28 protein-coding genes are annotated in these 26,008 nt (G+C 69.8%); 18 read left to right on the forward strand and 10 right to left on the reverse strand.

What is annotated here, in order from left to right; translation table 11 throughout:
• Positions 1 to 70 precede the first annotated feature (70 nt).
• A complete protein-coding gene (locus tag C8E99_RS09225; RefSeq protein ID WP_115932041.1) occupies positions 71 to 445 on the forward strand; it encodes a nuclear transport factor 2 family protein in 375 nt (124 codons plus the stop codon).
• Positions 446 to 531: 86 nt separating this feature from the next.
• On the opposite strand, the gene C8E99_RS09230 is transcribed toward C8E99_RS09225, so the two are convergent.
• Positions 532 to 1,443, reverse strand: coding sequence for a phosphoribosylaminoimidazolesuccinocarboxamide synthase (locus C8E99_RS09230; protein WP_115932042.1), 912 nt, complete (start codon positions 1,441 to 1,443; stop codon positions 532 to 534).
• The gene (gene purD / locus C8E99_RS09235; RefSeq protein ID WP_115933363.1) at positions 1,443 to 2,732 is read right to left on the reverse strand and encodes a phosphoribosylamine--glycine ligase; all 1,290 of its coding nucleotides are present in this window, start codon (positions 2,730 to 2,732) and stop codon (positions 1,443 to 1,445) included. The genes C8E99_RS09230 and purD overlap by 1 nt, the downstream gene beginning before the upstream one ends.
• A gap of 84 nt (positions 2,733 to 2,816) precedes the next feature.
• On the opposite strand from purD, the gene C8E99_RS09240 reads away from it, so the two are divergent.
• The 8 genes from C8E99_RS09240 to purM all read left to right on the forward strand — a co-directional run bounded on the left by C8E99_RS09240 (position 2,817) and on the right by purM (position 10,683).
• Positions 2,817 to 3,164, forward strand: coding sequence for a hypothetical protein (locus tag C8E99_RS09240; RefSeq protein WP_147301212.1), 348 nt, complete (start codon positions 2,817 to 2,819; stop codon positions 3,162 to 3,164).
• A 95-nt stretch (positions 3,165 to 3,259) separates the two neighbouring features.
• Positions 3,260 to 4,348 carry an asparaginase gene (locus C8E99_RS09245; protein ID WP_115933364.1) on the forward strand — a complete coding sequence of 363 codons (1,089 nt, stop codon included), beginning with the start codon at positions 3,260 to 3,262 and terminating at the stop codon, positions 4,346 to 4,348.
• Positions 4,349 to 4,369: 21 nt separating this feature from the next.
• Positions 4,370 to 5,449, forward strand: a complete 1,080-nt coding sequence (locus C8E99_RS09250; protein WP_115933365.1) for an asparaginase — start codon at positions 4,370 to 4,372, stop codon at positions 5,447 to 5,449.
• Positions 5,450 to 5,466: 17 nt separating this feature from the next.
• A complete protein-coding gene (locus C8E99_RS09255) occupies positions 5,467 to 5,856 on the forward strand; it encodes a sterol carrier family protein (protein WP_115932044.1) in 390 nt (129 codons plus the stop codon).
• Positions 5,841 to 7,250, forward strand: a complete 1,410-nt coding sequence (locus C8E99_RS09260; RefSeq protein WP_115932045.1) for a hypothetical protein — start codon at positions 5,841 to 5,843, stop codon at positions 7,248 to 7,250. Before C8E99_RS09255 ends, C8E99_RS09260 begins: the two co-directional genes overlap by 16 nt.
• Before the next feature lie 76 nt (positions 7,251 to 7,326).
• The gene (locus tag C8E99_RS09265; RefSeq protein WP_115932046.1) at positions 7,327 to 7,848 is read left to right on the forward strand and encodes an ABC transporter permease; all 522 of its coding nucleotides are present in this window, start codon (positions 7,327 to 7,329) and stop codon (positions 7,846 to 7,848) included.
• On the forward strand, positions 7,838 to 9,463 hold the full coding sequence (gene purF, locus C8E99_RS09270) for an amidophosphoribosyltransferase (protein WP_115933366.1): 1,626 nt from the start codon (positions 7,838 to 7,840) through the stop codon (positions 9,461 to 9,463). The genes C8E99_RS09265 and purF overlap by 11 nt, the downstream gene beginning before the upstream one ends.
• A 35-nt stretch (positions 9,464 to 9,498) precedes the next feature.
• Positions 9,499 to 10,683 (forward strand): phosphoribosylformylglycinamidine cyclo-ligase, encoded by a 1,185-nt coding sequence (gene purM / locus C8E99_RS09275; protein WP_115933367.1) that lies wholly within the window; start codon positions 9,499 to 9,501, stop codon positions 10,681 to 10,683.
• Between the two features lie 26 nt (positions 10,684 to 10,709).
• Here the strand turns inward: purM and C8E99_RS09280 are convergent, their stop codons facing one another.
• Positions 10,710 to 11,660 carry a Sir2 family NAD-dependent protein deacetylase gene (locus tag C8E99_RS09280; protein ID WP_115933368.1) on the reverse strand — a complete coding sequence of 317 codons (951 nt, stop codon included), beginning with the start codon at positions 11,658 to 11,660 and terminating at the stop codon, positions 10,710 to 10,712.
• 83 nt (positions 11,661 to 11,743) lie between these two features.
• On the reverse strand, positions 11,744 to 11,956 hold the full coding sequence (locus C8E99_RS09285; protein ID WP_115932047.1) for a DUF3073 domain-containing protein: 213 nt from the start codon (positions 11,954 to 11,956) through the stop codon (positions 11,744 to 11,746).
• Between the two features lie 161 nt (positions 11,957 to 12,117).
• Between C8E99_RS09285 and C8E99_RS09290 the strand changes: the two genes are divergently transcribed.
• A complete protein-coding gene (locus C8E99_RS09290) occupies positions 12,118 to 12,846 on the forward strand; it encodes a hypothetical protein (RefSeq protein WP_147301213.1) in 729 nt (242 codons plus the stop codon).
• Here the strand turns inward: C8E99_RS09290 and clpB are convergent.
• Together clpB and C8E99_RS16345 are read right to left on the reverse strand one after the other, a co-directional pair.
• Entirely contained in the window at positions 12,843 to 15,479 is a 2,637-nt protein-coding gene (gene clpB, locus C8E99_RS09295; RefSeq protein WP_115932049.1) for an ATP-dependent chaperone ClpB, read from the reverse strand. The two genes, C8E99_RS09290 and clpB, sit on opposite strands and share 4 nt — an antisense overlap.
• Before the next feature lie 379 nt (positions 15,480 to 15,858).
• Positions 15,859 to 15,993, reverse strand: a complete 135-nt coding sequence (locus C8E99_RS16345; RefSeq protein WP_281269065.1) for a hypothetical protein — start codon at positions 15,991 to 15,993, stop codon at positions 15,859 to 15,861.
• A 59-nt stretch (positions 15,994 to 16,052) separates the two neighbouring features.
• On the opposite strand from C8E99_RS16345, the gene C8E99_RS09300 reads away from it, so the two are divergent.
• Positions 16,053 to 17,201, forward strand: a complete 1,149-nt coding sequence (locus C8E99_RS09300; RefSeq protein ID WP_115932050.1) for a YihY/virulence factor BrkB family protein — start codon at positions 16,053 to 16,055, stop codon at positions 17,199 to 17,201.
• Here the strand turns inward: C8E99_RS09300 and C8E99_RS09305 are convergent.
• Positions 17,198 to 17,800, reverse strand: a complete 603-nt coding sequence (locus C8E99_RS09305; protein ID WP_115932051.1) for a response regulator transcription factor — start codon at positions 17,798 to 17,800, stop codon at positions 17,198 to 17,200. The two genes, C8E99_RS09300 and C8E99_RS09305, sit on opposite strands and share 4 nt — an antisense overlap.
• Positions 17,797 to 19,170 (reverse strand): ATP-binding protein, encoded by a 1,374-nt coding sequence (locus tag C8E99_RS09310; protein ID WP_115932052.1) that lies wholly within the window; start codon positions 19,168 to 19,170, stop codon positions 17,797 to 17,799. The genes C8E99_RS09305 and C8E99_RS09310 overlap by 4 nt, the downstream gene beginning before the upstream one ends.
• Positions 19,171 to 19,353: 183 nt before the next feature.
• Here C8E99_RS09310 and C8E99_RS09315 point away from each other — a divergent pair, with 183 nt between their 5' ends.
• Together C8E99_RS09315 and C8E99_RS09320 are read left to right on the forward strand one after the other, a co-directional pair.
• Complete coding sequence (locus C8E99_RS09315) at positions 19,354 to 19,848, forward strand: small multi-drug export protein (protein WP_115932053.1); 495 nt, start codon at positions 19,354 to 19,356, stop codon at positions 19,846 to 19,848.
• A gap of 24 nt (positions 19,849 to 19,872) precedes the next feature.
• Positions 19,873 to 20,235: a cupin domain-containing protein gene (locus tag C8E99_RS09320; protein ID WP_211309013.1), complete on the forward strand. Its 363-nt coding sequence runs from the start codon at positions 19,873 to 19,875 to the stop codon at positions 20,233 to 20,235.
• Between the two features lie 95 nt (positions 20,236 to 20,330).
• On the opposite strand, the gene C8E99_RS09325 is transcribed toward C8E99_RS09320, so the two are convergent.
• The gene (locus C8E99_RS09325) at positions 20,331 to 20,837 is read right to left on the reverse strand and encodes a MarR family winged helix-turn-helix transcriptional regulator (protein ID WP_170144571.1); all 507 of its coding nucleotides are present in this window, start codon (positions 20,835 to 20,837) and stop codon (positions 20,331 to 20,333) included.
• 149 nt (positions 20,838 to 20,986) lie between these two features.
• On the opposite strand from C8E99_RS09325, the gene C8E99_RS09330 reads away from it, so the two are divergent.
• The 4 genes from C8E99_RS09330 to C8E99_RS09345 all read left to right on the forward strand — a co-directional run bounded on the left by C8E99_RS09330 (position 20,987) and on the right by C8E99_RS09345 (position 24,635).
• Positions 20,987 to 22,030, forward strand: coding sequence for an LLM class flavin-dependent oxidoreductase (locus C8E99_RS09330; protein WP_115932055.1), 1,044 nt, complete (start codon positions 20,987 to 20,989; stop codon positions 22,028 to 22,030).
• A 125-nt stretch (positions 22,031 to 22,155) separates the two neighbouring features.
• On the forward strand, positions 22,156 to 22,980 hold the full coding sequence (locus tag C8E99_RS09335; protein ID WP_115932056.1) for an ABC transporter substrate-binding protein: 825 nt from the start codon (positions 22,156 to 22,158) through the stop codon (positions 22,978 to 22,980).
• 74 nt (positions 22,981 to 23,054) lie between these two features.
• Positions 23,055 to 23,840 (forward strand): amino acid ABC transporter permease, encoded by a 786-nt coding sequence (locus C8E99_RS09340; protein WP_115933370.1) that lies wholly within the window; start codon positions 23,055 to 23,057, stop codon positions 23,838 to 23,840.
• A gap of 9 nt (positions 23,841 to 23,849) precedes the next feature.
• Positions 23,850 to 24,635: an amino acid ABC transporter ATP-binding protein gene (locus C8E99_RS09345; protein WP_115932057.1), complete on the forward strand. Its 786-nt coding sequence runs from the start codon at positions 23,850 to 23,852 to the stop codon at positions 24,633 to 24,635.
• Between the two features lie 82 nt (positions 24,636 to 24,717).
• Here the strand turns inward: C8E99_RS09345 and C8E99_RS09350 are convergent, their stop codons facing one another.
• Positions 24,718 to 25,248 carry an SRPBCC domain-containing protein gene (locus C8E99_RS09350; RefSeq protein WP_170144572.1) on the reverse strand — a complete coding sequence of 177 codons (531 nt, stop codon included), beginning with the start codon at positions 25,246 to 25,248 and terminating at the stop codon, positions 24,718 to 24,720.
• A 34-nt stretch (positions 25,249 to 25,282) separates the two neighbouring features.
• On the opposite strand from C8E99_RS09350, the gene C8E99_RS09355 reads away from it, so the two are divergent.
• On the forward strand, positions 25,283 to 25,951 hold the full coding sequence (locus C8E99_RS09355; RefSeq protein ID WP_425452885.1) for a sugar O-acetyltransferase: 669 nt from the start codon (positions 25,283 to 25,285) through the stop codon (positions 25,949 to 25,951).
• Positions 25,952 to 26,008: the final 57 nt, after the last annotated feature.

Genomic DNA, 26,008 nt, shown 5'->3' on the forward strand with positions numbered 1-26,008 from the left:
CCGATGTGCGGGCCCGTATGGTGGGTGATCGGCCTGGGCTACGCCCTGTGGACCCAACTATTCTGAGGCCATGGCCACGTTGACGCTCCACGACCTGTTGACCCTGGAGCACCAGGGGTGGGATGCGCTGTGTTCCGGCCGGGGCGGCACCTTCTACGGGGCGTTGATGACCGACGACGCCGTCATGGTGATCGTCAACGGCATGGTCCTGGACCGGGAAACGGTGGCCTCAACTCTGGACCACGCTCCACCGTGGTCTGAGTACCACCTGGATGACCCTCGGCTGGTCCCCACCGGCACGGATGCAGCAGCACTCGTGTACACGGCCACGGCTTCTCGGACCGGCGACCCGGATCCGTTCACGGCCCTGATGTCCAGCCACTACCGGCTGCTCGACGGACGTATCCGGATGACGCTCTACCAACAGACGACCATCACCCACTAGACCCCCTCGCGCCCCGCACTTTCAGTCGACTTGGGGTGGGTGATTCGCTCAAACACCCACCCCAAGTCGACTGAAAGCGCCAGGGGTTAGGGGGTGAAGGTGCGGCCCGTCAGGGTCTCGTAGGCCTCGATGTAACGGGCGCGGGTCTTGGCCACGACGTCGGCCGGCAGGGCCGGCGGCGCCTCACCCGAGTGCCGGTCCCAGCCGGAGTCCGGGCCGGTCAGCCAGTCACGGACGAACTGCTTGTCGAAGGAGGGCTGGGCGCGGCCCGGCTCATACTGTGCTGCATCCCAGAACCGGGAGGAGTCCGGGGTCAGGACCTCGTCCCCCAACACGATCCGTCCGGTGGCATCCTGTCCGAACTCCACCTTCGTGTCCGCCAGGATGATCCCGCGTTCCCGAGCGATCGCCTCGGCGCGCGTGTAGACGTCCAGGGTCAGCTCGCGCAACCGTTCGGCGGGTTCCCGGCCGATCAGCCCGGCCATCTGCCCGAACGTGATGTTCTCGTCGTGCTCGCCCACCTTGGCCTTGGCGGACGGGGTGAAGATCGCGGGGTCCAGCTTCGAACCGTCCACCAGGCCCGCCGGCAGCTCGATCCCGGTGACCGAGCCGGACTCCCGGTACTCGGCCAGCCCGGACCCGGTCAGGTAGCCGCGCGCGATGCACTCGACCTCGTACATGTCCAGTCGCTGGCACACCATGGCCCGCCCCGCCACGGCCTCCGGCACGTCTAGGGACACCACGTGGTGCGGCACCTGCAACTGTTCGAACCACCACAGAGACAGCTGGGTCAGCACCGCGCCCTTGTCCGGGATCTCGGTCTCCAGCACGAAGTCGTAGGCGCTGATCCGGTCCGAGGCGACCACGAGCAGCGTCTCCGTCTCCCCCGGCGCGGCGTCGGCCGGCTCATAGAGGTCGCGCACTTTGCCCGAATAGGCGTGCCGCCAACCCGGCAGCTCCACGGCCTGGGCGTCAAACCCTTGCGAGAATCCGGTCATCAGCGTGCCTTTCCGTTCGGGAGCGTGATCTCGCCGCGCTCGGCCTTGAGCCCGATGTCGGTGCGGTGCTGCGATCCCTCCAGGGAGATCAGGTCCACCCCCGCGTAGGCGCGGGCTCGCGCAGCGGCCAGGTCTTCCCCGAGCCCGACGACGGCCAGCACCCGGCCGCCGGAGGCAACCAGTCCGCCGTCGTGCGCCATGGAGGTCCCCGCGTGCAGGACCGAGACGTTCTCCAGTGCGTCGGCCTCGGCGATGCCACCCAGCACCCCGCCCTTGAGGGGGGACTCCGGGTAGCCGGCGGCGGCGACCACCACGTCCACGGCGTAGTCGTCCGACCAGTCCAGCTCCTGCAGCCCCGCCAGGCAACCCGTGGCGGCGTCCATCAGGAACCGGCCGAACGGGGACCGCAACCGGGCCAGCACGGCCTGGGTCTCCGGGTCGCCGAAGCGCACGTTGAACTCGATGACGCGGAGGCCGCGGCTCGTCAGGGCCAGGCCGCAATACAGCACGCCGGCGAAGGGGGTGCCGCGGTCGGCCATGGTGGCGATCACGGGGCGGGCCACGGTCTCCATGACCTCGTCCACGAAGCCCTCCGGCAACCAGTCCAGCGGGGTATAGGCGCCCATGCCGCCGGTGTTCGGGCCCGCATCGTCGTCGCCGATGCGCTTGAAGTCCTGCGCCGGGACGAGGGGGACGGCGTTGGTGCCGTCGGAGATGACGAAGAGGGAGACCTCGGGGCCGTCCAGGAATTCCTCGATCACCACGGTGCCCTTGACGTCGAAGCAGGACCGGGCGTGGTCGAGGGCCTCGGCACGGTCCGAGGTGACCACCACTCCCTTGCCGGCGGCCAGCCCGTCGTCCTTGACCACGTAGGGGGCACCGAACGCGTCCAGGGCGGCCTCGGCCTCCGCGACCGTGGAGCAGGTGTGGGCGGCGGCGGTGGGGACGCCTGCCTGGGCCATGACGTCCTTCGCGAAGGACTTGGAGGCCTCGAGCTCGGCAGCGGCCTTGGAGGGGCCGAAGACCATGAACCCGGCCTGCCGCAGGGCATCGGAGACACCGGCCGCCAGCGGGGCTTCGGGACCCACGACGACCAGGTCCGCGCTGAGCTCACCTGCCAGGACGGTGACCCCGGTGGTATCAGTGACATCCACGGCATGCACCGGGACATCGAGGGCGATGCCAGCGTTGCCCGGGGCCGCATGGACCTCCTGGACATCAGGGTCCAGCTGCAGGGCACGGATGATGGCGTGTTCGCGGCCGCCGGAGCCGAGGACGAGGATCTTCACGGTGCCCAAGCCTAGACCGTCCGGGCCGTCCCGGCGCGCGTGTGTGCGCCCGGTCCAGCCGTACCGGTCCGTACGATGGGTTCCATGACGTCCAACTACCCCGGGCCCGACGACGGCCGGCACCTCCCGGAGCACGGTGCCCGACCCGAGGGACAGGACCCGTCCGGCCAGGAGTACGGGCAGCAGCAGTACGGCCACCCGTACGGCCGCGCGCCCCGCCTCGCCGGCTCTGGCGGTTCCGGGGGTTCGGGCCTCCTGCGCACCATCTACACCTTCGTGATCGTCTGGCTGACCTGCGCCGTGATCATGTGGTTCGGGACCCGGATGCTCGGCTTCGAACGCGGTGACCTGGGCGCTGCCGTGGTCTCCCTGATCGCCTCGCTGGCCGCAGCCGCTGCAGTGACCGTCTGGGCCACCCGCCGCGGCCGCTGAGGCGGCGCCCCGCAGGCCCCCTTTTCGCCAGGATTCTCAGCGTTAGCTCATGCGTCCCTCATCTGAGGCTCATGCTCCTCAAGCACGATGAGCGCATGTCCTTCACGAACAGCATGACCACTATGCCCGGCGCGTCCGGCACCACGCCCGGCATCTTCGCCCAGCGGGATGCCGCAGAGCTGGTCTACCTGACCCGGAACGGGCAGGTGGAGTCCCGCCACAGTGGCGCCGCTGTGGTCACCGGCCCGGACGGCGGCGTACTGGCCACGGTGGGTCCGGCCGACGCCGTGGTCTTCGGCCGCTCGGCCCTCAAGCCGCTGCAGGCCATCGCTTCCCTGCGCCTCGGTGCCCCGCTGGAGAGCCGCCACGTTGCCATCGCCGCCGGATCCCACCGCGGCTCCTCCCGCCACCGCGCCCTGGTCCGAGAGATCCTGGCCGCGGCCGACCTGGACAAGTCGGCGCTGCAGTGCCCCAGAGCCTGGCCCAAAGACCGCCGCGAACTGCTGAAGATGGCCGCCCGCACCCGGCGTCCGGACGGCCCCCGCCCGAACCGGCTGGCCTTCAATTGCTCCGGCAAGCACGCCGCCTGGCTGTCCGCCTGTGTGGCCGCCGGTCTGGAGACCGAGAGCTACCTGGAACCGGACCATCCACTGCAGCAGGAGGTGCTCCGGGTGATCGAGGACTACTGCGGCACGGAACCGGTGCACATCGGCGTGGACGGCTGCGGCGGCCCCGCCCCACGGTTGGTCCTGGCAGGGCTGGCGCGCGGATTCGGCCGGGTCGCGTCCGCCCCCGAACGGGCCGCCCAAGGGCTGCCGATCGACGACCATGCCATCCAGGTGGCCGTCTCCATGCTCCGCCACCCCTGGGCCGTCCAGGGCAGGAACAGCTCGAACACCCGGATCATGCGTGAACTCGGCCTGCTCGCCAAGTCCGGGGCGGACGGCCTCCTGGTGGTGGCGGCCCCGGACGGCACTGCCGTGGCGGTCAAGACCCTGGACGGGGCCTCACGGGCCAACAACCTCGTGGCCCTGAACCTCCTGGCCCGCTTCGCCCCGGACCAGGTGGACCTGCCGGCGCTGCGGAAGGTCCTCGACGCCGTGACACCCACGGTGCTCGGCCGGGGCCAGTCGGTCGGCCGCGCCGAACTCGCGGATCCGATGCTCGGGGTGCTCTCCTCCTGAAGTAGTGACAAGCTAGTGACCATGCCCGCACCGCAGCAGCATCCTGACCAGCACGATTCCCGCCAGCCCACCCGGAGCCCCTCGGCCACCTTCTCGGTCGACGAGGCCGTGGAACTGGTCCACGTGGTCCGCAACGGGTTCATCGAGTCCCGCACCATCGGTTCGGCCGTGGTGACGGCGCCGGACGGCTCGGTGCTGGCTTCCCTCGGCAGCCCGGACTCGCTCGTCTACCCGCGCTCCACGCTCAAGCCGCTGCAGGCCATCGCCTCCCTGCGGCACGGGGCCCGGCTGGTCGAGGAACAGATTGCCCTGGCGTGCGGTTCGCACCGCGGGACGGCCCGGCACCGCCAGACGGCCTCCACGGTCCTGTCCTACGCCGGCATGGACGAGTCCTTCCTGCAGTGCCCGCCGGCCTGGCCCGCGGACCCTGCCGGGATCATCGAGATGGCTGGGGACGCTGGCCCCGGCGGTCCCCTCCAGACCCCGCTGGCCTACAACTGCTCCGGCAAGCACGCCGGTTTCCTCTCCGCCGCCAAGCACGGCGGGCACAACGTGAGCAGCTACCTGGACCTCGACCACCCCGTCCAGCGTGAGGTGTCTGCCGTCCTCGAGGAGTACTGCGGCGAACCGGTGGCCCACTGGGGCGTGGACGGCTGCGGCGCCCCCGCCCCTGTGTTGTCCCTGACCGGTCTGGCCCGCGGTATCGGAAAGGTCGCCGCGGCCCCGCACCGCCGCGACTCCGAGGTGCATGCCGCCTCCGTGGCCACGGCCATGCTGGAGCACCCGTGGGCCGTGCACGGCGAGACCAACACGAACACCGTGGTGATCCGCGAGCTCGGGGTGCTGGCCAAGCTCGGCGCGGACGGCGTCATGGTCATGGCCGCGCAGGACGGCACGGCGGTGGCCGTCAAGGCGCTCGACGGCGGCACGCGCGCCGGCAACCTCGTCGCCCTGGTCCTGCTGGCCCAGTTCGCCCCCGATCAGATCGACCTCGAGGCCCTGCCGGGCGTCCTGGACACCGTGGCCCCGAAGATCCTCGGCCGCGGCAAGCCCGTGGGCCGGGTCCAGCTGGCCCGCCCCGTCCTGGACCTGCTGGACTGAACGGCACGGCAGCACTCATGACCGTCAAGCGCCGCATCTCCCCCGACGACGGCCGCGCCGCCCTCGAGTCCTGGTCCCGCGCCCGCTCGGCCGGAACGGACGGGGCGGAGAGCGCCGCCGCCCTGCCCCGCAGCACCCGCGCCACCGCCGTCCGCTACACCCTGGAGGAGCTGGCCACCCGGGCCCCGGGGAACTCCGTGGAGGTCCGGGTCCCCCCGTTCGGGGTCTGCCAGTGCGTCGAGGGCCCGCGCCACACGCGCGGCACTCCCCCCAACGTCATCGAGATGGATCCGGCGACCTGGCTGGAACTGGCCACGGGGCTCACGGACTGGGACGCCGCCGTCGGGACCGGGAAGGTACTCGCCTCCGGTTCCCGCGCCAACCTATCCGAATGGATGCCGCTCTGAACGCCGGCGTCAGGTATCTGGCCCTGCCGTGCGCGGTGCTCCTGCACACCCTGGGGGCACTCGTCTCCCAGTTGATCATCACGGCGCTCGTGTCCGGCGGGGCGACGGACTCCTTGAGCTCCACGATGACGGCGGTCGGCGTCGTCACGGCGCTGATCGAGGTGGTCCTCTGCCTCGCCGCCCTCGTCGCCTTGGTCGCGGAACTGCGTGCCGGCCGTACCCGCATCCGGGCCTGGACCGTGGCCCGGTCGGCCCTGGCGGCCTCCCTACTGTCGTCCGGGCTCTATGCCCTGCTCTGGTACAGCGGCCTCGGTGCCGCCCTCATCATGGAGCGGAACGTGAACCTGGGAGTGTCGACCCTCGGGATGGTGCTGGCCGGCGTCTCCCTCGTCTCCGGGGTGGTGGCCGTCCAGACCGGCTCGCGAGGTCCGGGCACCGGCGCCGTGGTCCTCGCCGCCATCGCCACCCCGGCTGCGCTCCTGGCGCCCGTGGTGGGGATGATCGCCCAGGCCTCCGCCGCCCTCACCGTGGCGTCCTACGGCGGTGCGGCCCTCGCCCTGGTGGGCCTGGCGGCCGCCACCGTGGCCCTGCGCCGGTCTGCGCCGCACGAGAACCCCGTACCCGACGCCGGCCCGAGCGGTCCTGCCGCCGCTTCCGGTTCCCCGGTTCCCGGGCGCTCAACCACTGACGTTCCGGACGCTTCCGCTCCCGCGCCCGGTGTCGGTTCCGCTGCTGTGCCCGGTGCCGCAGCGGAGACGGAGCGGACAGGCCGGCGGTTCCTGCGCCACCTGGCGACCCCGCTTGCCCTGACCTGCCTGGCACTGATCCTGCCCCTGATGGACTTCGCCGAGAACGGGCAAGTTGCCCTCCTCCTGGTGGTCCTCGCCACGGCTCTCGCCCTCGCCGCAGTCATCGGGGCCGTCCTCGACTTCCGGTCTCTCGCGGGGACCGCAGTCCCCCGGGCGGCCCGTCTGGTCGGTGAGCTCGCGGTGCCCTCCACCGTCCTCGTGGTGCCGTTGGCCGCCCTCCTCGGCGGGGTGATGGGCGGGGGCTGGGCCTTCTTCACGGCACTCATCATCGGCGCCCTGGCTGCTGGCTTCGTGGCGTTGCTGGGACTGATCGGCGTGCTCGTGGCGGTGTTCAGCGGTCACTATGCCTCCGGTGCGGCCAAGGTCTCCATGGTGGCCACGTCCCTGGTCTTCATCCCGGCCGTGATGTTCATCCCGTTCCAGTCGGCCGGCATCGTCCCGATCAGCCTGGCGCTGGCGGGGGCGCTCCTGCTCACCGCGCTCGTGGCCGGCGTCCTGGCCGTGGCCTCCCGGCGGCCCACGCTCCGGCTCCCCGCACCGACGCAGCCCTTGTTCACCGAGGCAACGGCCAACCCCTATCTGTAGTGCCGGTGTGAGAGCGCCCGTGGGAGGCGTCGACCCACGGCGGGTTCTGTCCGCTGTGCCCCGTAACATGGAAGGCATGACTTTTCCCCCCGACGGTTCCGCGGAAACCTCCGCCGGCACCCCGGCAGACGAACCCAGCACACCGGGGCCGAGCCGGCCTGAGACGGTCCGGCCCACGCCGGTCCAGCCGGAGGCGGGACGCCGCGCCACCGACTCACCGGACTCCCCGGAGCCGGATGCCCTGGACCACCGCACCCTGGTGGTCCGCCGGGCCCCGAAGGTGCAGGTATTCCTGATCGGGGGCGCCCTGCTCGGCGTCATCGCCGCCCTGGTGGTGTCCCTCGTCGGCGAGGCCAACCCTGAGTTCACCTTCGGATCCACCTTCGGGTACTTCCTGGTGATCTTCGGCATCCTCGGCGTGGGGGTCGGAGCGATCGTCTGGTTGGTGCTGGACCGCCGGTCGAAGAAGCACACCTATTCCGTGACCGCCCAGTCCGTGGACCGCTACGAGGACGCCGATTACGCCGTCCAGGACCATGACCTGCAGCAGTGGACAGACAAGTGGGAGAATGGGGAGCGTGACCAAGATGCGCGGTGACGGCCTGCTGACACACGACCTCGACCCTCATGAAAAGAGTCCCCAGGACGAATGCGGGGTGTTCGGCGTCTGGGCCCCGGGCGAGGAGGTCTCCAAACTCGCCTTCTACGGCCTATTCGCCCTGCAGCACCGCGGACAGGAGTCCGCAGGCATCGCCACCTCGGACGGCAAGCGGATCTCCGTCTACAAGGACCTCGGCCTCGTGTCCCAGGTCTTCGACGAGGCGACCCTGAACACCCTGACCGGGCACATCGCCGTCGGGCACTGCCGGTACTCGACCACCGGCGGCAACAACTGGGAGAACGCCCAGCCGACCCTCGGCGCCACCGCCGAGGGCACCGTGGCGCTGGGCCACAACGGCAACCTGGTGAACTCGGCGGAGCTGTACCGGATGGTGCAGTCCCGCTACGGCCGGCAGACGCGCGGCGAGATGGCCCAGGGCAACACCACGGACACCGCGCTCGTCACGGCCCTGCTGCAGGGTGAGGAGGGCTCCACCCTCGAACAGACGGCCACCGAGCTGCTCCCGCTGATCCGCGGCGCCTTCTCCTTCGTGTTCATGAACGAGCACACCCTCTACGCCGCACGGGACCCGCAGGGCGTGCGCCCGCTGGTGCTCGGTCGGCTCGAGCGCGGCTGGGTGGTGGCCTCCGAGCAGTCCGCCCTGGCCACGGTGGGCGCCTCCTTCATCCGTGAGGTCGCTCCCGGAGAGCTCATCGCTATCGACGAGGAGGGCATCCGCTCCACCCAATTCGCCGAGTCCAAGCCGGCGCACTGCGTGTTCGAGTACGTCTACCTCGCCCGCCCGGATGCCACCATCAGCGGCCGCTCCGTCTACGAGTCGCGCGGGGCCATGGGGCGCGCGCTGGCCCGGGAGAACCCGGTGGAGGCCGACGTCGTCATTCCGGTCCCGGAGTCCGGCACGCCCGCCGCGGTGGGCTACGCCGAGGAGTCCGGCATCCCGTTCGGTCAGGGCTTCGTCAAGAACTCCTATGTGGGCCGCACGTTCATCCAGCCCTCGCAGACCCTGCGCCAGCTCGGCATCCGGCTCAAGCTCAACGTCCAGCCCGCCGTGGTGTCCGGCAAGCGCGTGGTGGTGGTGGACGATTCGATCGTGCGCGGCAACACCCAACGCGCGGTGGTCCGGATGCTCAAGGAGGCCGGTGCCGCCGAGGTGCACGTGCGGATCTCCTCGCCGCCCATCAAGTGGCCCTGCTTCTACGGGATCGACTTCGCCTCGCGTGCCGAGCTGATCGCCAACGGCGCCGGGGTCGCGGAGATCGCCGCCTCGATCGGGGCCGATTCGCTGGAGTACATCTCCGCGGAGGGCATGATCGAGGCCACCGAGCAGCCCCGCCGCTCGCTGTGCACCGCCTGCTTCACCGGCGACTACCCGATCCCGCTGCCCAGCGAGGACGAGCGCGGCAAGCACCTGCTGGAGCAGCCGGTCGCCGCCACGGCGTCCGCGACCGCGTCCAGCGCCGTGGCCGATCCCCTCGCGGATCCGGAGTCAACGGTGGACCCTGACGAGCGTCCCGGCGCCGTCGGCTGCGACCCGGGACCCGACGCGCCCTACGAAGACCTGCTGACCGCAACCGACAGGACCCCGCTGTGACCGCTTCCGAGCACCCCCACGATCCGGCCGGCGCAGTGCCCGGCGCTGCCGATACCGCCCCCGGGACCACCTACGCCTCCGCCGGCGTGGACGTGGAGGCCGGTGACCTCGCCGTCGAGTTGATGAAGGACGCGCTGAAGGCCACCCACAACGACTCCGTCATCGGCGGCGTGGGCGGATTCGCGGGACTCTACGACGTCTCGGCGCTGCTGAAGTACTCCAAGCCGCTGCTGGCGACCTCCACGGACGGCGTCGGCACGAAGGTCGCGATCGCGCAGGCGCTGGACAAGCACGACACGATCGGCTTCGACCTGGTCGGCATGGTCGTGGACGACATCGTGGTGGTCGGCGCCGAGCCGCTGTTCATGACCGACTACATCGCCTGCGGCAAGGTGGTTCCCGAGCGCATCGCGGACATCGTCCGCGGCATCGCCCTGGGGTGCCAGGCTGCCGGCACCGCCCTGGTGGGCGGAGAGACCGCCGAGCACCCCGGCCTGCTGGGCGTGGACGAATACGACGTCGCCGGCGCCGCCACCGGCGTGGTCGAGGCCTCCGCCCTGCTCGGCCCCGAACGCGTCCGTGAGGGCGACGTGGTCATCGCCATGGCCTCCTCCGGCATCCACTCCAACGGCTACTCCCTGGTCCGCCGCGTCATCAACGACGCCGGCTGGTCCCTGGACCGTGCGGTCACCGACCTGGGCCGCACGCTCGGCGAGGAGCTGCTGGAACCGACGCGCATCTACACGGCCGACTGCCTCGACGTGATGCGCCACCTCAACGGAGACCCCGTCTCCGGTGCCGCGGGCGCGGTGACCACCGCCTCCGGCGAGCCCGCCCTGCACGGCTTCTCCCACGTCACCGGTGGCGGCCTCGCGGCCAACCTGGCCCGCGTACTCCCCCGCGGCCTGATGGCCACCGTGGATCGCGGGACCTGGTCACTGCCGGCCGTGTTCTCCCTCGTCGGCCAGCTCGGGCGCGTCCCGCTGGAGGACCTGGAGCGCACCCTGAACCTCGGCGTCGGCATGGTCGCCGTGGTGGATCCCGCCGCCGCCGATGAGGCCCTGGCCCGGCTCAACGCCCGCGGCCTGACGTCCTGGGTCGCCGGTACCGTGGGCCGCGTGACAGACGAGGCCCGGAACGCCGGCACCGACTTCATGCAGGGCGCCAAGGGCGTTGACGGCGGAGCGGTCCTGCTGACCGGGGACTACGCCACAGCCTGACGCGCTACGACGGTGCGCGGGAAGGGTCAGAGCAGGGCGTCCAGCCACTCCAGCGCCGGAGCCAGGCGGGTACGCCAGCGGAAGGCGGCCTTCGTGTCGGCGCGCGTGGGGCCGCCGTTGAGGACCGCCACCGGCTTGCCCGCCTTCTCCGCGTCCAGCACGAACTTGAAACCGCTCATGACGGCCAGTGACGTGCCGATCGCCAGGACGGAGCCGGCCCGCTCGAACGCCTGGCGAGCGGCGGCCTTCCGCTCGGCCGGCACGCTCTCACCGAAGTAGACCACGTCCGGCTTCAGCTCCACCGAACCGCACACCAGGCAGCCGACCAGGTGGAACCGGTCCACCCACTCCTGTCCCAGCGTCACATCCCCGTCCGGGTTGACCATCAGCGGGTCCACCTGGACCGCCTCGAGGTAACCGGGATTCGCCTCGACCAGGCGGGCGTCGAAGGACCGGCGGTCCTCCAGGGCCCCACAGTTCAGGCAGCTGACCCGGTCCAGGTCCCCGTGCAGGGCCACCAGCCCCGGGGTGCCCGCCGCGGCGTGCAGTCCGTCCACGTTCTGGGTCACGACGCCGGCCAGGTTCCCGGCGCGTTGCCAGCCCGCCAGGATGTGGTGGGCCGGGTTCGGAAAGGCGGCGTCCATCTGCCGCCAGCCCACGAAGGACCGCGCCCAATAGCGGTGCCGAGCGCCGTCGTCGTGCCGGAACTCCTGGTAGGTCATCGGCCGGTGACGCCGCAGCGATCCCTGCGGTCCGCGGTAGTCGGGGATGCCGGAGTCCGTGGAGATGCCCGCGCCGGTGATCACCAGCGGCCGGTGCTCCCGCAACAGGTCCAGGATGCCCGCTCGCGCGATGGCGGGATCCTGCGGCGGGGCCGCGTCCTCCACGATGCGCGCGATCGAGCGCAGGGCGGCCCGGTGACCGTTGGCGGCCGGATGGCCCGGGAGCAGGGTGGTGCCCGGAAAACCATCTGTCATCTCCACCGAATCGGCGGTCTCAGCCGTCGCCGGCGTGCCCCGAGGAGGCTCGGCGGATGGTGGCTCAGTCGACATGGCGACGATCAACCCTGCGTGCGGGGATCGTCATCCTCCTCGGATTCCTTCACATAGTCCGCGTACTTGTCCGCGTAGTCGATGTACTGGTCATCGTCATGGCTGGAACCGCTGTTGCCGGCCAGCTCACGCTCCAGTGCCGACAAATCAGTGGCCGGGGAGAAATACTTCATGTCCCGGGCCTGCTTGGTTGCTTTTGCCTTTTGACGGCCGCGCCCCATGAGCGTGACCCCCTTTGTTGTCCGTCCCCGTGCTGTCAGCCCCTAGGCAGGGCTGGTCCGGAGTATGCACTGATCATGATGGTTCGTGGACACTAGGTTAACATGTTTCAGCACCCCTTGGAGCCGCCTGCCTGCGTGACGGCACCGAAAGGACCATGACCATGGACACACGCCCGGACGGGTCAGGCGACGAGTCAACCCCTGACGCCCCCGAACCCACCGACACAGCAGGGACCCCGGAATCACCGGAGGCCTCTGAGACCGCCGAAGCCGCCGGCTCGGGCGACCGCTACGTCCCCTACCTGCCGCCCCGCCAGCCGGAGACCGCCCCGGCGCCACGGCCCCGTCTGCAGCGTGGCTGGTGGATCGCCATCGGCGCCCTGGTGGTGGTGACCCTGACTGTGTTCGTCCTCTGGCCGCTGCTGAGCCCTGCGCAGAACGGCCCGTCCGGTGAGACCATCGAGCCCGGGCCGACCGTGTCCCGCAACGCCGAGCCCGGGCTGGACGGGATCGTGGCCCGCGAGGTGCCCCCCGCCCAGGTCGTGCCCGGCGACTGCCTGACGGACTTCGAGTCCGTGGGCGAGCCCTCCACCGTGGTGGAGTGCAACCGCGACCACGAGGCCCAGCTGGTCGGCCGCAAGCTCTGGCCCACCGGCCGTGCCTTCCCCGAGGACATGCAGGCGGCCGCCGAGCGGTTCTGCGCCATGATCGAACTGGACAGCGCTGCGAACGCCCAGGTCATCGTCGAGATCTCCCACCCCACCCAGGGCACATGGGACGAGGGTGACCGCCGCGTGGACTGCCTCGCCGTGGCCCATGACGGCACCCTGAACGACTCCCTCGTGGCGGAGCCCGTCCTGGAGGACTGGACCGACCACGTGGACGGTTAGTCGGCCTTCCGGGTGACGGAGAGGCGGTCCTGCTCGTCGGTTGCGGACCCCTCGCCTGCGGCGCGGTCCACCAGGACCGTGTCCCCATCGGCGACGGTGCCGGAGAGCAGGGCCCGGGCGAGCTGATCACCGATCTCGCGCTGCACCAGGCGGCGCAGCGGCCGGGCACCGTAGGCCGGATCGAATCCGGTCAGGGCCAGCCACTCCCGCGCGGCGTCGGTGACCTCCAGGGACAGCCGGCGTGAGGCCAGGCGGGCCGCGAGCGCGTCGACCTGCAGGTCCACGATCCTCGTGAGGTCCTCGATGGACAGCGGATCGAACATGATGATGTCGTCCAGCCGGTTGAGGAACTCAGGCTTGAAGGAGGAGTTGACCACCCTCATGACCGCGTCCCTCTTCCCCGCCTCATCCAGGCCCTGGTCCACCAGGAACTGCGAGCCCAGATTGGACGTCATGATCAGGATGACGTTGCGGAAGTCCACGGTGCGGCCCTGACCGTCGGTGAGGCGGCCGTCGTCGAGCACCTGCAGCAGGATGTCGAAGACCTCGGGGTGGGCCTTCTCCACCTCGTCCAGCAGGATCACCGAGTAGGGGCGGCGCCGCACGAGTTCGGTCAGCTGGCCGCCCTCCTCGTGGCCCACGTACCCCGGAGGGGCACCGACCAGCCGCGACACCGTGTGCTTCTCCGAGTACTCGGACATGTCGATGCGGACCATCGCGTGATCGTCATCGAACAGGAACGCCGCGAGCGACTTCGCCAGCTCGGTCTTGCCCACGCCGGTAGGGCCGAGGAACAGGAACGAGCCCGTGGGCCGGTCCGGGTCCGCGATCCCGGCGCGGGAGCGCCGCACGGCATCGGAGACCGATGACACGGCCTTTCGCTGGCCGATCAGCCGCTCACCGAGGTGGTCCTCCATGGACAGCAGCTTGTCCTGCTCGGACTGCAGCATGCGCCCGGCCGGGATCCCGGTCCAGGCCGAGATGACCTCCGCTATGTCGTCCGCGGTGACCTCCTCGGACACCATGGACTGCCCGGTGTGCTGTTGGCCTCCCGATCCGCTGCCGGAGCCGGACTCGGCCTCCACGGCAGCCTGGAGCTTCTTCTCCAGCGCGGGGATCTCCCCGTAGAGGATCCGCGAGGCCTCCGCCAGGTCACCGTCCCGCTGGGCCTTGTCCGCCGCGGAGCGCAGCTCGTCCAGCTTCACGCGCAGGTCACCGGCCTGGTTGAGGTTGGCCTTCTCGGATTCCCACTGGGCGTTGAGTGCAGCGAGCTCCTCCTTCTGATTGGCCATCTCCTCACGCAGTGCGGCCAGCCGCTCCACGGAGGCCGGGTCCGATTCGTCCGCGAGCGCCAGCTCTTCCATGGTCAGCCGGTCCACGGAGCGGCGCAGCTGGTCGATCTCCTCCGGGGCGGAGTCGATCTCCATGCGCAGCCGGGACGCGGACTCGTCCACGAGATCGATGGCCTTGTCCGGCAGCTGGCGGCCGGAGATGTACCGGTCCGAGAGGTTGGCGGCGGCCACCAGGGCGGAGTCGGCGATGGCCACCTTGTGGTGGGCCTCGTAGCGTTCCTTGAGTCCGCGCAGAATGGCGATCGTGTCATCCACGGTCGGCTCCCCCACGTAGACCTGCTGGAACCGGCGCTCCAGGGCCGGGTCCTTCTCGATGTTCTCCCGGTACTCGTCCAAAGTGGTGGCGCCGATGAGGCGCAGTTCGCCGCGGGCCAGCATGGGCTTGAGCATGTTGCCCGCGTCCATGGCCCCCTCGGAGGCCCCGGCCCCGACGACCGTGTGGATCTCGTCGATGAACGTGACGATCTGGCCATCTGAGTGCTTGATCTCCTCCAGCACGGACTTCAGCCGCTCCTCGAACTCGCCGCGGTACTTGGCCCCCGCGATCATGGACCCCAAGTCCAGGGAGATCAGGGTCTTGCCGCGCAGTGATTCAGGGACGTCACCGGCCACCATGCGCTGGGCCAGGCCCTCCACCACGGCGGTCTTGCCGACGCCGGGTTCACCGATGAGCACCGGGTTGTTCTTGGTGCGGCGGGAGAGCACCTGCACCACGCGGCGGATCTCGGAATCGCGGCCGATGACCGGGTCGAGCTTGCCGGCACGGGCGATCTCCGTGAGGTCGGTGCCGTACTTCTCCAGGGCCTGGAAGGTGTTCTCCGGGTCCGGTGTGGTCACCCGGCTATCCCCGCGGACCTCCTTGACGGCGGCAGAGAGCGCCTCCACGCTGGCACCGGCGTCCCGCAGGGCGGTCCCGGCCTTGCCGGCGTCGGCGGCGAGGCCGAGCAGGAGGTGTTCGGTGGAGACATAGTCATCGCCCAGGGCCTCGGCCTGCTGCTGAGCGGCTTGGACGACGAGCAGCCCCTGGCGGGACAGCTGCGCCTGCGCCACGGAGGAACCGGAGGTGGCGGGCAGCTCCTTGATGGCAGTGGAGGCAGCGGTGGACACGACGTCCGGGTCCACGCCGGCGGCCTTGAGGACGGAGACGGCCACGGAGCCGCGCTGGTCCATCAGCGCCTTGAGCAGGTGGGCCGGTTCGATCTGCGGGTTGCCGAGGGTGGAGGCATTCATGGCCGCCCCGGACAGCACCTCTTGGCTCTTGGTGGTGAATTTTGCGTCCATGCTGGTCCTTCCTTGTCACCGGTCCCGGCCGGAGACTCGGTCCGGGATACCTGACGTCTTGTCCTGCGTCACCACAGGAACCCTCAGTCGAAGTTGAGTCTACTTAACTCAACCCTGCTTGGGCAGGTGCTATTCCCGCCCGGATGCTGTCAACTGCTCCGACGCCGGCCAGTCGTGCGTCACCATCGAGTGCCTCGTCGCGGGACGGGCGGCACTCTGCCGTCGCCGTCGTCGCCGGCCCAGCGGCGGCCGTACTGGTCCGGCATCGCACCCCACCCCCAGTACGGCAGAGGCCTGTCCGGCCGGATGGCCTTGTCCGCCGTCACCGAGGACCACCTTCGTGCCATGGCCCCATCATGACACCCGGGAGCGGGCGTGGTCAGGCGCCCAGTTCGGCGAGGTAGACCGTCCCGGCCGCGAGAAAGTTGGGCGAATTGCAGACGCAGAGCTCGTTCGGCTCGATCGTGCACTCCTGGCCTTCCTCGGACTCGCCGGCCGAGGTAGCACTCAACATGCCGCAGGGACCCTCTGCGAAGTATCGCCGCCAGCACAGCACCGGATAACCTCGACACCATGCCCCGCCGCCTGCTCCGCCGTCCGGCACCGGCCCATACCTACCTGCGGCCGCGGTTGACCCTGTTCCACGTGATCCGCCGGACCATCATGAAACTGGTGGGCATGCAGGTGTGGGACGTGGCGGGCGGGATGACCTTCTACACCCTGCTGTCCGTGGTACCCGGGGCGATTGCCATCGTCTCCATCGTGTCCATGCTGGGACTCGAGGACGAGACCGTGGTGACGGCCGCGGGACTGGTCCACGAGCTGCTGCCTGAGATCAATCCGGACGTCCTCGCCTCCACGCTGCTGTCCCTGGCCAACAGTTCCACGGGCGTGCTGGGCCTTGTCCTCGGCCTCATTGGCTCGATCATCTCCGCTTCCAACGCGCTGGCCTCCTTCCACCGGGCCATGCACCGCATCTACGACACCCGTGAGGGCCGTCAGTTCCTGTGGTTCCGCACGGTGATCTTCTTCGAGACCCTCGTCCTGATGGCCGCACTGATCGCCGTCCTGCTGCTGGTGCTGATCGGCGGTGATCTCTCCACCCGGCTCGGCGACCTGCTGGGCCTCACCACTGCCACCGTGACCCTGTGGAACATCCTGAAGTGGCCGGCCATCCTGGCCGTACTCGTCTTCGTGGTCTCCGTGGCCTATCACCGCGGCCCGAACGTGGTGCAGCCCCGCTTCCGGTGGCTGTCCTGGGGCGGCCTGGCCGCCGTCCTCGTCCTGTTCACCATGACCCTGCTCCTCGGGTGGCTGGCCAGCTACGCCAGTGCACTGGACTGGGTCCTCGGCACCCTGAGCAGCCTCGGCGTGGCCATGATGGTCTTCTGGGTCAGCTTCATCGTGCTCGTGGCCGGCGCGGCATTCGACGCCGAACTCCTCCGCGGCCGCCAGCTGGCCACCGGCCTGCCCGCTTGGGACACCCTGCAATTGCGGACCCGTCACACCCGCACCCTCGAATTCCTGGACGAGGACGCCGCCCAGGCCCGCACCACTGCCCAGGCGGTGGTCGAGTCTGTCCGCACGGGCGAGCCCGTCACCGTGCCCAGGAGCCCCTGGATCGCCGAGGCGGACACGTTCTGGTCCATCGACTCCTCCGACCAGCCCGTCTCCACTGGGAAGCCCTACCGGACACCTTCCCCGGACCACGAGCTCGGTTAGATCCAGCCCTGCTCCCACGCCATCTGAGAGGCCTCCCGCCGGGTCCCCACGCCGAGCTTGCCCATGGCTGAGGACAGGTAGTTGCGCACCGTGCCCGGCGCCAGGTGCAATCGCTCGGCGATCTGCTGCACGGTGGCCGCATCTCGGCCGGCCCGCAACACGTCCAGCTCACGGTCCGTCAGGGGGCTCCGCTCCCCGCCGAGGGCCGTGGCGGCGATATCCGGGTCCACGTACCGCTTGCCGGCGGCCACATCCCGGATCACCTTGGCCAGCTCCTCGGCCGGGGTGGACTTCGGCACGAATCCGGACACCTTCGCGCTCAGCGCTCGCCGCAGCACGCCGGGCCGGGCATGCCGGGTCACGATGATGACCTTCGTGGCCACCTGCCGCAGGATCTGCCCGGCGGCCTCCACGCCGTCCATCTCCGGCATCTCCAGGTCCAGCAGGCAGACGTCCGGCGCCAGTTCCCGGGCGGCGGCCACCGCCTGGAGACCGTTGTCCACGCCGGCCACCACCTCGAAGTCCTCCTCCAGGCCCAGCAGGGTCTCGAGCGCGCCGCGGATCAGCACTTCGTCGTCGGCGATCAGCAAGCGGATCATGGGGTGGGCTCCTTCGGAAGGACGGTGGAGGATTCAAGGTGGCCCCGGCCCGGCACTGCCGGTAACCGGGCCTCGAGGACGAACGCGCCGTCGTCGTACCGGCCGGTCACCGAACCACCGGAGGAAGCGAACCGCCGGTTCAGCCCGGACAACCCCGTGCCCGACGCCGGCCCGCCCGCCCCGAGGACCAGGGTTCCGCTGGGTGCCCCGGCACCCTCGCCGCCGTCGTCATCGGGTGCCTCGACACCGTCGTTCACCATGACCAACCGGAGGCCGCCATCGGCGTCCTCCAGGGTGATGGACACCCTCGTGGCCGCGGCCGCGTGGCGCAGGATGTTGGTGGCGCCCTCACGGACGGCCAGGCCGAGCAGGGTGCGCACGGCAGGATCCTCCACGAGGATCCCCCGAATGGTGACGGCGGCACCGGAGGCGTTGAGGACGTCCTTCGCATTGGCGATCTCCTCCTCGAGGGAGACCTCACGCAGGTTGCGCACCAGCGAGCGCGTCTCCTCCAGGGCGGTGCGCGCGATCGTCCGGACCTCGTGGATGTTCTCCGCCGCAGCCTCAGGTCTTCCCGCCCCCATCAATCGCTCGGCCAGTTCGGCCTTGAGGGCGATCACCTGCAGGTGGTGGCCCTGGATGTCATGCAGGTCCGAGGCGAATCGCAGCCGTTCACGGGCCACGGCCAACTGGGCCGCGTCCCGGCGGGCGTCGTTCAGATGGACCACGATGTTCCACCACCACGCGGAGAAGAGGAACATCACCGGGCACATGACCACGACGAACACGAGGGAGAACAGCACCTGCTCCTCGTCATGGCCCATCCCTTCGACCCCAGTCAGGAGCCCACCGGCCCACCAGTGGACCCCGAACAGGATCACCCCGGCGATGAGGAGCAGGTGGCGGGCCCGGCCCCGGAACAGCGGCGCGAGCACGTTCACGGCGATCCACAGGGGAAAGGTCCCGGTGAAGGCCGCCCCCGGGATCCACAGGGTCAGCACCCAGACGACGGCCGGTGGAATGCCGATCAGCAGGATGCTGCGGGTCCCGGGCCGCTCCCGGCCGGTGCCGTGGCGCAGGAGATAACAGCCGTATACGGCAGTCACAGCGCCGGCCAGGGTCAGGATATCGGCCAGCGTCAGCGCCAGAGTCCGGGTCCCGCCCGAGTTCCGCACGAAGGCCGACTGCACGGCCACGATCGCGAGACTCGTGAACACGGCGAAGATCCCCATGGAGATGAACGTGTACCACCACGTGGTGGCCACACTGCGTTCGGAGCGGGAGATCCCGCGTCCGGTGGCATCCGGTCCGGCCACCGTGGCAGGGAATTGTCCGGCGGACAGCCGGGCAGATGGTTCGCGCTCGTTCACAGGTCCCACAGTAGGCCGATGACAACTGTCACGGCGGCGCCGTGACTCTCACCCGTGAAGAGGTGACACCCGGGCACTGCCGCGGATCCGCCGGTCCGACGAGGCTGGAAGCACACCCACCGCAGATCAGCGGACCACCCGCATCGGGGCCCCGATCCGGCCTCGACACCGAAAGGCACCACCATGGACATCGTCGCCAACATCCAGTCCTTCACCGAGTCGCTGCCGACCGCCCTGCGATTCGTCGGAGTGGTACTCGCCGCGTTCATCCCCTACATCGAGGGTGAGGGCGCCGCAATCGTCGGGATCATCGCCGGCATGGACCCCTGGCTCGCCATCCCGGTGGCCATCCTCGCCAACCTGGCCATCGTGGTCGTGATCGTCCTGTCCTTCGAGAAGATCCGCGCCGCGATCATCAACCGCCGCATCGCCGCCGGCAAGACTCCGAAGCCGGCCTCGGAGAAGCAGCAGAAGGTCCGCCGCGCGCTGGACAAATACGGCGTCCCCGGTGTCTCCCTGCTCGGACCGTTCCTGCTGCCGACCCACTTCACCGCCGCCGCGTTGACGTCCTTCGGCATCACCAAGGGCCGGGTCATCACCTGGCAGGCCGTGGCCATCACCCTGTACGCCACCGTGTTCGGGCTGCTGTTCTACGGCGTGCTCTCCGTGGTGGCCTGAGCCGCCGCGGGCTACGGTGACACCATGACCTACTCGCCGGGACCCCACGACCTGACAGCGCTGACCCGCACCACACTCGCGGCCGCCCTGGACGACCCTCACGGCCGCCACGGTGACCTGCTGCTGCGGGACGGCCACCTGCGCCAGTCGATCATCGCCCTGAAGTCCGGGGCCAAGCTGGCCGACCACAATGCCCCTCCCGCCGCCACGCTGCAGGTGCTGCTGGGCGCGGTGGACGTCACCGCCGGCTCCGGTGCGGATCTGCACCTGGAGCAGGGTCAGCTCGTCCAGCTCACGAAGGAACGCCATGGAGTGACGGCCCGGGAGGACAGCGTGTTCCTGCTGACCACCGTGACCGGGGTCGAAGAGGAAGGCCACGGGGGCTGACCCCGCCGGCCCATCGGGAAGCAGAATGGTCCCGCGGACTCGAATGAAGTCCTGCTGGCTGTGAGTGTCCGGGATGGATAGCCGATCGAGCAGTGCTACGGCAGGTGGTCCATGGCCTCGCAGGGGTTCGATCCAGGCTGGGCGCGATGGACGTCCATGGCCAGACGGCCAATGAGGTCGATCAAGGTGCTCTCCTCGGCGGGTTCGAGTCCGGCCAGCAGCGCGGATTCGGCGGAAGCCACACGTTCCTCGTATTTGACCAGCAGTTCGCGGCCATGGTCGGTGGCCAGGACCTTGCGGGCCCGGCGGTCCGAGGGCGCCGGGACGCGCTCGACGACCCCGTCCTTCTCGAGAGAGTCCAGCAGGTAGGTCAGCACCGTGCGGTCGATGCCCAGGTGGGCTCCGAGGGCCTGCTGATTGGCTGGGTCGCGGTGGATCACCGCGGAGAGGACCTGATAGCCCCGAATGCCGCCGGGCATCCCCTCCACGGCGTCCTCGAAGCGGGACTGGTACCCGCGCAGCACCATGCCCAAATGCCAGCCCAGATCGCCTGGGGCTGCACTGTTCGGGGTTGCATCAAGCGTCTTGTTCCCTACGGCCATGATCCTCATCATACCCTCACCTGTGATGTTGCGCAGATGTTCTGTCGAACATATAGTCTGTGAAAATACATACTTTGGAGGCTCGGAGTGGTCTGGGCTATGACCCCGTCGATGCCGGAGTGCTCGGCGACAACAGAGAGTGATACCCCATGGAAATCGGTGCCTACAGCTTCGGCGACACCCCCTTGAACCCTGACGGCACGCCCCGGACCACTGCCGAGGCCATCAGCAACCTGTTCCAGGCCATCGTGCACGCCGACCGGGCCGGCCTCGACTACTTCGGGGTGGGCGAACACCACACCACCAGCATGCCGGCTTCATCCCCCGGGACCATGATCGCCGCCGCGGCAGCGGCGACCCAGCAGATCATCCTGGGCAGCGCCGCCAGTATCATCAGCACCGACGACCCGGTGCGCGTCTTCCAGCAGTTCACCACCGCCGACGCCGTCTCTGGCGGCGGCCGGATCGAGATCACCGCCGGCCGAGGCTCCTCCGTGGAAAGCTTCCCGCTGTTCGGCCACGACCTCGCCGACTACGACGAGCTCTACGCCAACAAACTAGACCTGCTGTTGACCCTCAACGCCAGCACCACCGACGAGGTCAGCTGGTCCGGGAAACGACGCCCGGTCATCCCGAATCTGGCCGTGGTGCCCCGGCCGGTCCGGGGGAGGCTGCCGATCTGGCTGGCCACCGGCGGCAACGCCGGATCTTCCGCCCGCGCCGGACAGCTGGGCCTGCCGGTTTCCTACGGCATCATCGGCGGTGTGCCCCACCGCTTCGCCCCCCTGGCCGAGCTATACCGCCGCTCCGCCGCGCAGTCCGGCCACGCACCAGAGGACACCAAGGTCTCCGTGGCCGCCCTCGGGCTGGTCGCGCCGACCAAGAAGGAAGCCCTCGAACGGATGTACCCGGGCTGGTACAACCTCAACGTCGAGATGGGCCGACTGCGTGGCTGGCCGGCCCCGGACAAGAACGCCTACTTCGCCCAAGCCGACGCCCCCGGTGCCTACTACGTCGGCGACCCGGACGACGTCGCCGAACGCATCGTCCACCTGCACGGGTACATGGGCCACATGCGCCACTTCCTGCAGATGGACATCGGCGGGCTGCCCCACGAGCATTTCATCGAGTCCCTCACCCTGCTCGCCACCGAGGTCAAACCCCGCGTCCAGCGTCTACTGGCTCAGAAGTAGACCCTCGCCGCGCTCGGTAACCAGGGCTCCGGCTGGCCACCCGGTGCCCTGTCCCGCTTCCCGGTAGACTGTCCGTCTCGACGCCCTTGCACTGCAGCAGGGCTCCCCGCACCGGAAGACCCTTCATGACCCCGTCCCGCACCCGACTCGCCCTGGTGGCCGTCCTGGGAGCCGGCTCGCTGGCCCTGAGCGGATGTGCCGTGCTCGGCCCCCAGCTCGGCGGCACTGAGACCGGCGAATCCTCGCCCCTGGTCGACAGCCTCGACCTGGTCAACCCCGGACAACTCACCGTCTGTTCCGATATCCCGTACCCGCCCTTCGAATTCATGCAGGGCAGCGACCTGGTCGGGTATGACATCGACATCGTCCAGCGGATCGCCGATGACCTCGGTATCCCCCTCTCCGTGGTGGACTCCTCCTTCGAGGCCATCGAATCCGGTTCCTCGCTGACCGGCTGCGACATCAACGCCTCCTCGATCTCCATCACCGAGGCCCGCCAGCAGATCATGGCGTTCTCCGTCCCCTATCTGGACGACGACCTGGTGCTCGTGGCCGAGGAAGGGGCCGGCATCACCGACCTGGAATCCGCCCAGGGCAAGCGCGTGGGCGTCCAGGCCGCCACCACCGGCGAGGCCTTCGCCGAGGAGAACGGGTTGACCCCGATCCAGTTCGAGGACGGCGGCATGCAGATGGAGGCCCTACGGGCCGGCACCGTGGAGGCCGTGCTCGGTAACCAGTCCGTGGTGCTCTACAACGTCAAGGACGATCCCCAGTACGAGGTGGTCGCCCAGCTGCCCACCGGTGAGCAGCTGGGCGTGGCCGTGGCCCCGGACAAGGCGAAACTGCTGTCCGCCGTGAACGCGTCGCTGCAGGGCATGGAAGAGGACGGCACCCTCGACGAGTCCCGCGCGCGCTGGTTCGGCGAGGCAGCAACGGAGGGCGATCAGTGAGCACCGTCAACACCACCGGACCGGCTTCGGGCCCCAACCCCTCTCCGGGCAGCAGCCCGGCGAAGGGCCGCACCATGAGCAACCGGCGACGCCGGCAGCTCTCACTCGGTCTGCAGGCCGGCGTCTTCGTCCTGGCCATCGTGATCCTCGTGGCCGTCATGGATTGGCCGACCCTGGGCCAGTCCGTCTTCAACTTCGCGGAGATCGGCCCCCTCTTCCCGGACATCATCCTGGTGGGTCTGGGCAACACCCTGCTGTACACGGCGTCCTCGTTCGTGGTCGGCCTGCTGGGCGGCACGCTGCTGGCCCTGATGCGACTCTCCTCGTTCCCGCCGTACCGCTGGCTGGCCACCGCCTACATCGAGCTGTTCCGCGGCCTGCCCGCCCTGCTCGTCTTCATCGCCTTCGGCTACGGCGTGCCCTTCGCCTTCGGCGTCCAGTGGCCCATCCCCCTCGTGGTGATGGTCTCCCTGGGCATGGTCTCCTCGGCCTACATCGCCGAGACCCTGCGCGCCGGCCTGCAAGCCGTGCCGAAGGGACAGGCGGAGGCCGCCCGCTCCCTGGGCATGCCGGCCTGGCGTGCCATGGTCACGATCGTCATCCCCCAGGCCTTCCGCCTGGTGCTGCCGCCCCTGACCAACGAGGTCATCCTGCTGACCAAGGACTCCTCCCTCGTCTATGTCCTGGGGCTGGCCGCCCACGAGTACGAGCTGACCAAGTTCGGCCGGGACGGCATCACCGCCCTCGACGCCGGCCTCACCCCGGTGCTCGTGGCCGGTGTCATGTACCTGATCATCACCGTTCCCCTGTCCCTGCTGGCGCGGAAGTTCGAATCGCGCACCAACCGCACGCGCGTCTGAGAGGCCACGATGACCGAGACCACCAGCCACGCCAGCGCCATCCGCGCCGGCGGCGTCGCCATCACCGGCCTGCACAAGTCCTACGGCTCCAATGAGGTCCTCAAGGGCATCGATCTGACCGTGGCCCCCGGCGAGGTGGTGTGCCTGATCGGCCCCTCCGGCTCGGGCAAGTCCACCCTGCTGCGCTGTGTGAACCTACTGGAGACTCCCAACCACGGCACGGTGGCCGTGTCCGGCTTCGACGCCACCGATCCGGAGGTGGACCTCAACGCCATGCGCCGCCACGTCGGCATGGTGTTCCAGCAGTTCAACCTGTTCCCGCACCTGTCCGTGCTGGAGAACTGCACGGTGGCCCAGGTCAAAGTGCTGCGCCGCGCCAAGGCCGAGGCGGCCGGCGTCGCGCGCGAGAACCTGCGCCGCGTGGGGCTGGACGGCTTCGAGGACCGCTACCCAGACCAGCTCTCCGGCGGTCAGCAGCAGCGCGTGGCCATAGCCCGAGCACTGTCCATGGACCCGCAGCTGATGCTCTTCGACGAGCCGACCTCCGCCCTGGACCCGGAAACCGTGGGCGAGGTGCTCTCCGTGATGCGCGGCCTGGCCGCCGCCGGGATGACCATGCTCGTGGTCACCCACGAGATGGGCTTCGCTCGCGAGGTCGCGGACCGCGTGGTGTTCATGGACGGCGGCGTGGTCGTCGAGGAAGGCCCGGCCGAGCAGGTCATCGGCTCCCCCACCCAGCCACGCACCCAGGACTTCCTGCGGAGGGTCCTGAACCCGACCGACGTCGAACTGTAAGTCGTCACCTCGGCCGCCACACTCATCCTGCCGGGCCACACGGATGATCTCTGTAGCCTGGCCCGATGGTTGTGGCTCCAATTCAGGCCGTCCCGGCCTCCGGGCTGTAGTGCGCCTTTTGAGTGGGGTAGTAGTCGGCGAAGTCCACCGCGTCCACGTCTCCGCCGTCCAGGGCCACGGTGAGCCGGTCGAGGTAGTACTCCCAGCCGGGGCCGATATCACCAGCCTCGTCCTTCGACCCGGCCAGCGGCTGGCGGAAGACCAGGTCGGTGTCTGACCCCGCCCCCGCCGCGGCCCGGTCCAGGGACACCCGGAGCCGCCACGGGTTGCCGTTCGGATCGGCCAGCGTCACGTGCAGGCGCGAGGGCCGTTCGCAGACCTCGATCACGCATTCGCCCGGATGCTCCGGCGCCTCCACCATGGCCAGTTGGACGCTGCCGTTGGCCGGGTCGCCCGTGTAGGTGCCGTACCAGCGCAACAGTTCCGGGTCTGCCAGGTAGCTCCAGACGTCCTCCGGCGGGTGCCCGAGGGTGCGCTGTATCTGGATCGTGGGGCCCTCCGGACCGTCGACGACCGATCCGGTGGGTTCGCGGAGTTCTTCGTGGCGAGGCATGCGCCCATTGTGAACCCTCTGGCAGGCTGGGTCCATGCTGCCTGTCCCGGACCGGTCCCCTGCCACTCCTGCCGCTGCCACCCCCTCACCGTTCTTCCCGGACGGCAGGTCCATGTACGAGAGGATGCTCGCCGGTGATCCGTACATCGCCGCCGACCCGCGGCTCGAGGAGCTCTCCACGGCGGCCGCGCTGCTGACGGAGCAGTACAACGCCACCTCCGTCACCGAGCCGGCCCTCCGCCGGCGGCTGTTGTCCCAGCTGCTGGCATCCCTCGGCGAGGAGGTGGTGATCCGCCCGCCGTTCCACGTGGACTACGGACGGTTCATCAGCATCGGTGACCGCACCTTCGCGAACTTCGGCCTGATGGTGCTGGACGTGGCCCCGGTGCGAATCGGTGCGGATGTGCAGATCGGCACGAACGTCCAGCTGCTCACCCCGACCCACCCGCTGGAGCCGGGCCCGCGCCGGGACAAGTGGGAAGGTGCCGAGCCCATCACCATCGAGGACAACGTGTGGCTCGGCGGCGGCGTGATCGTGGGCCCCGGCGTGACGATCGGCGAGAACACGGTGGTGGGAGCCGGCGCCGTGGTCACCCGCGACCTGCCGGCGAACGTGGTCGCACTGGGCGTGCCCGCCCGGCCGGTCAAGGATCTCCCGGCCGATCCCGACGGCGGGTGGTCCCGGATGGCGGTCGATAGCTAGTCGGGTCATGGCTGGCCGGCCGCCGACCGACGTTGGCCAGGGCTACCCGGGTCAGGC

It is taken from the genome of Citricoccus muralis, assembly GCF_003386075.1.
GTDB classification, from domain to species: Bacteria; Actinomycetota; Actinomycetes; order Actinomycetales; family Micrococcaceae; genus Citricoccus; species Citricoccus muralis.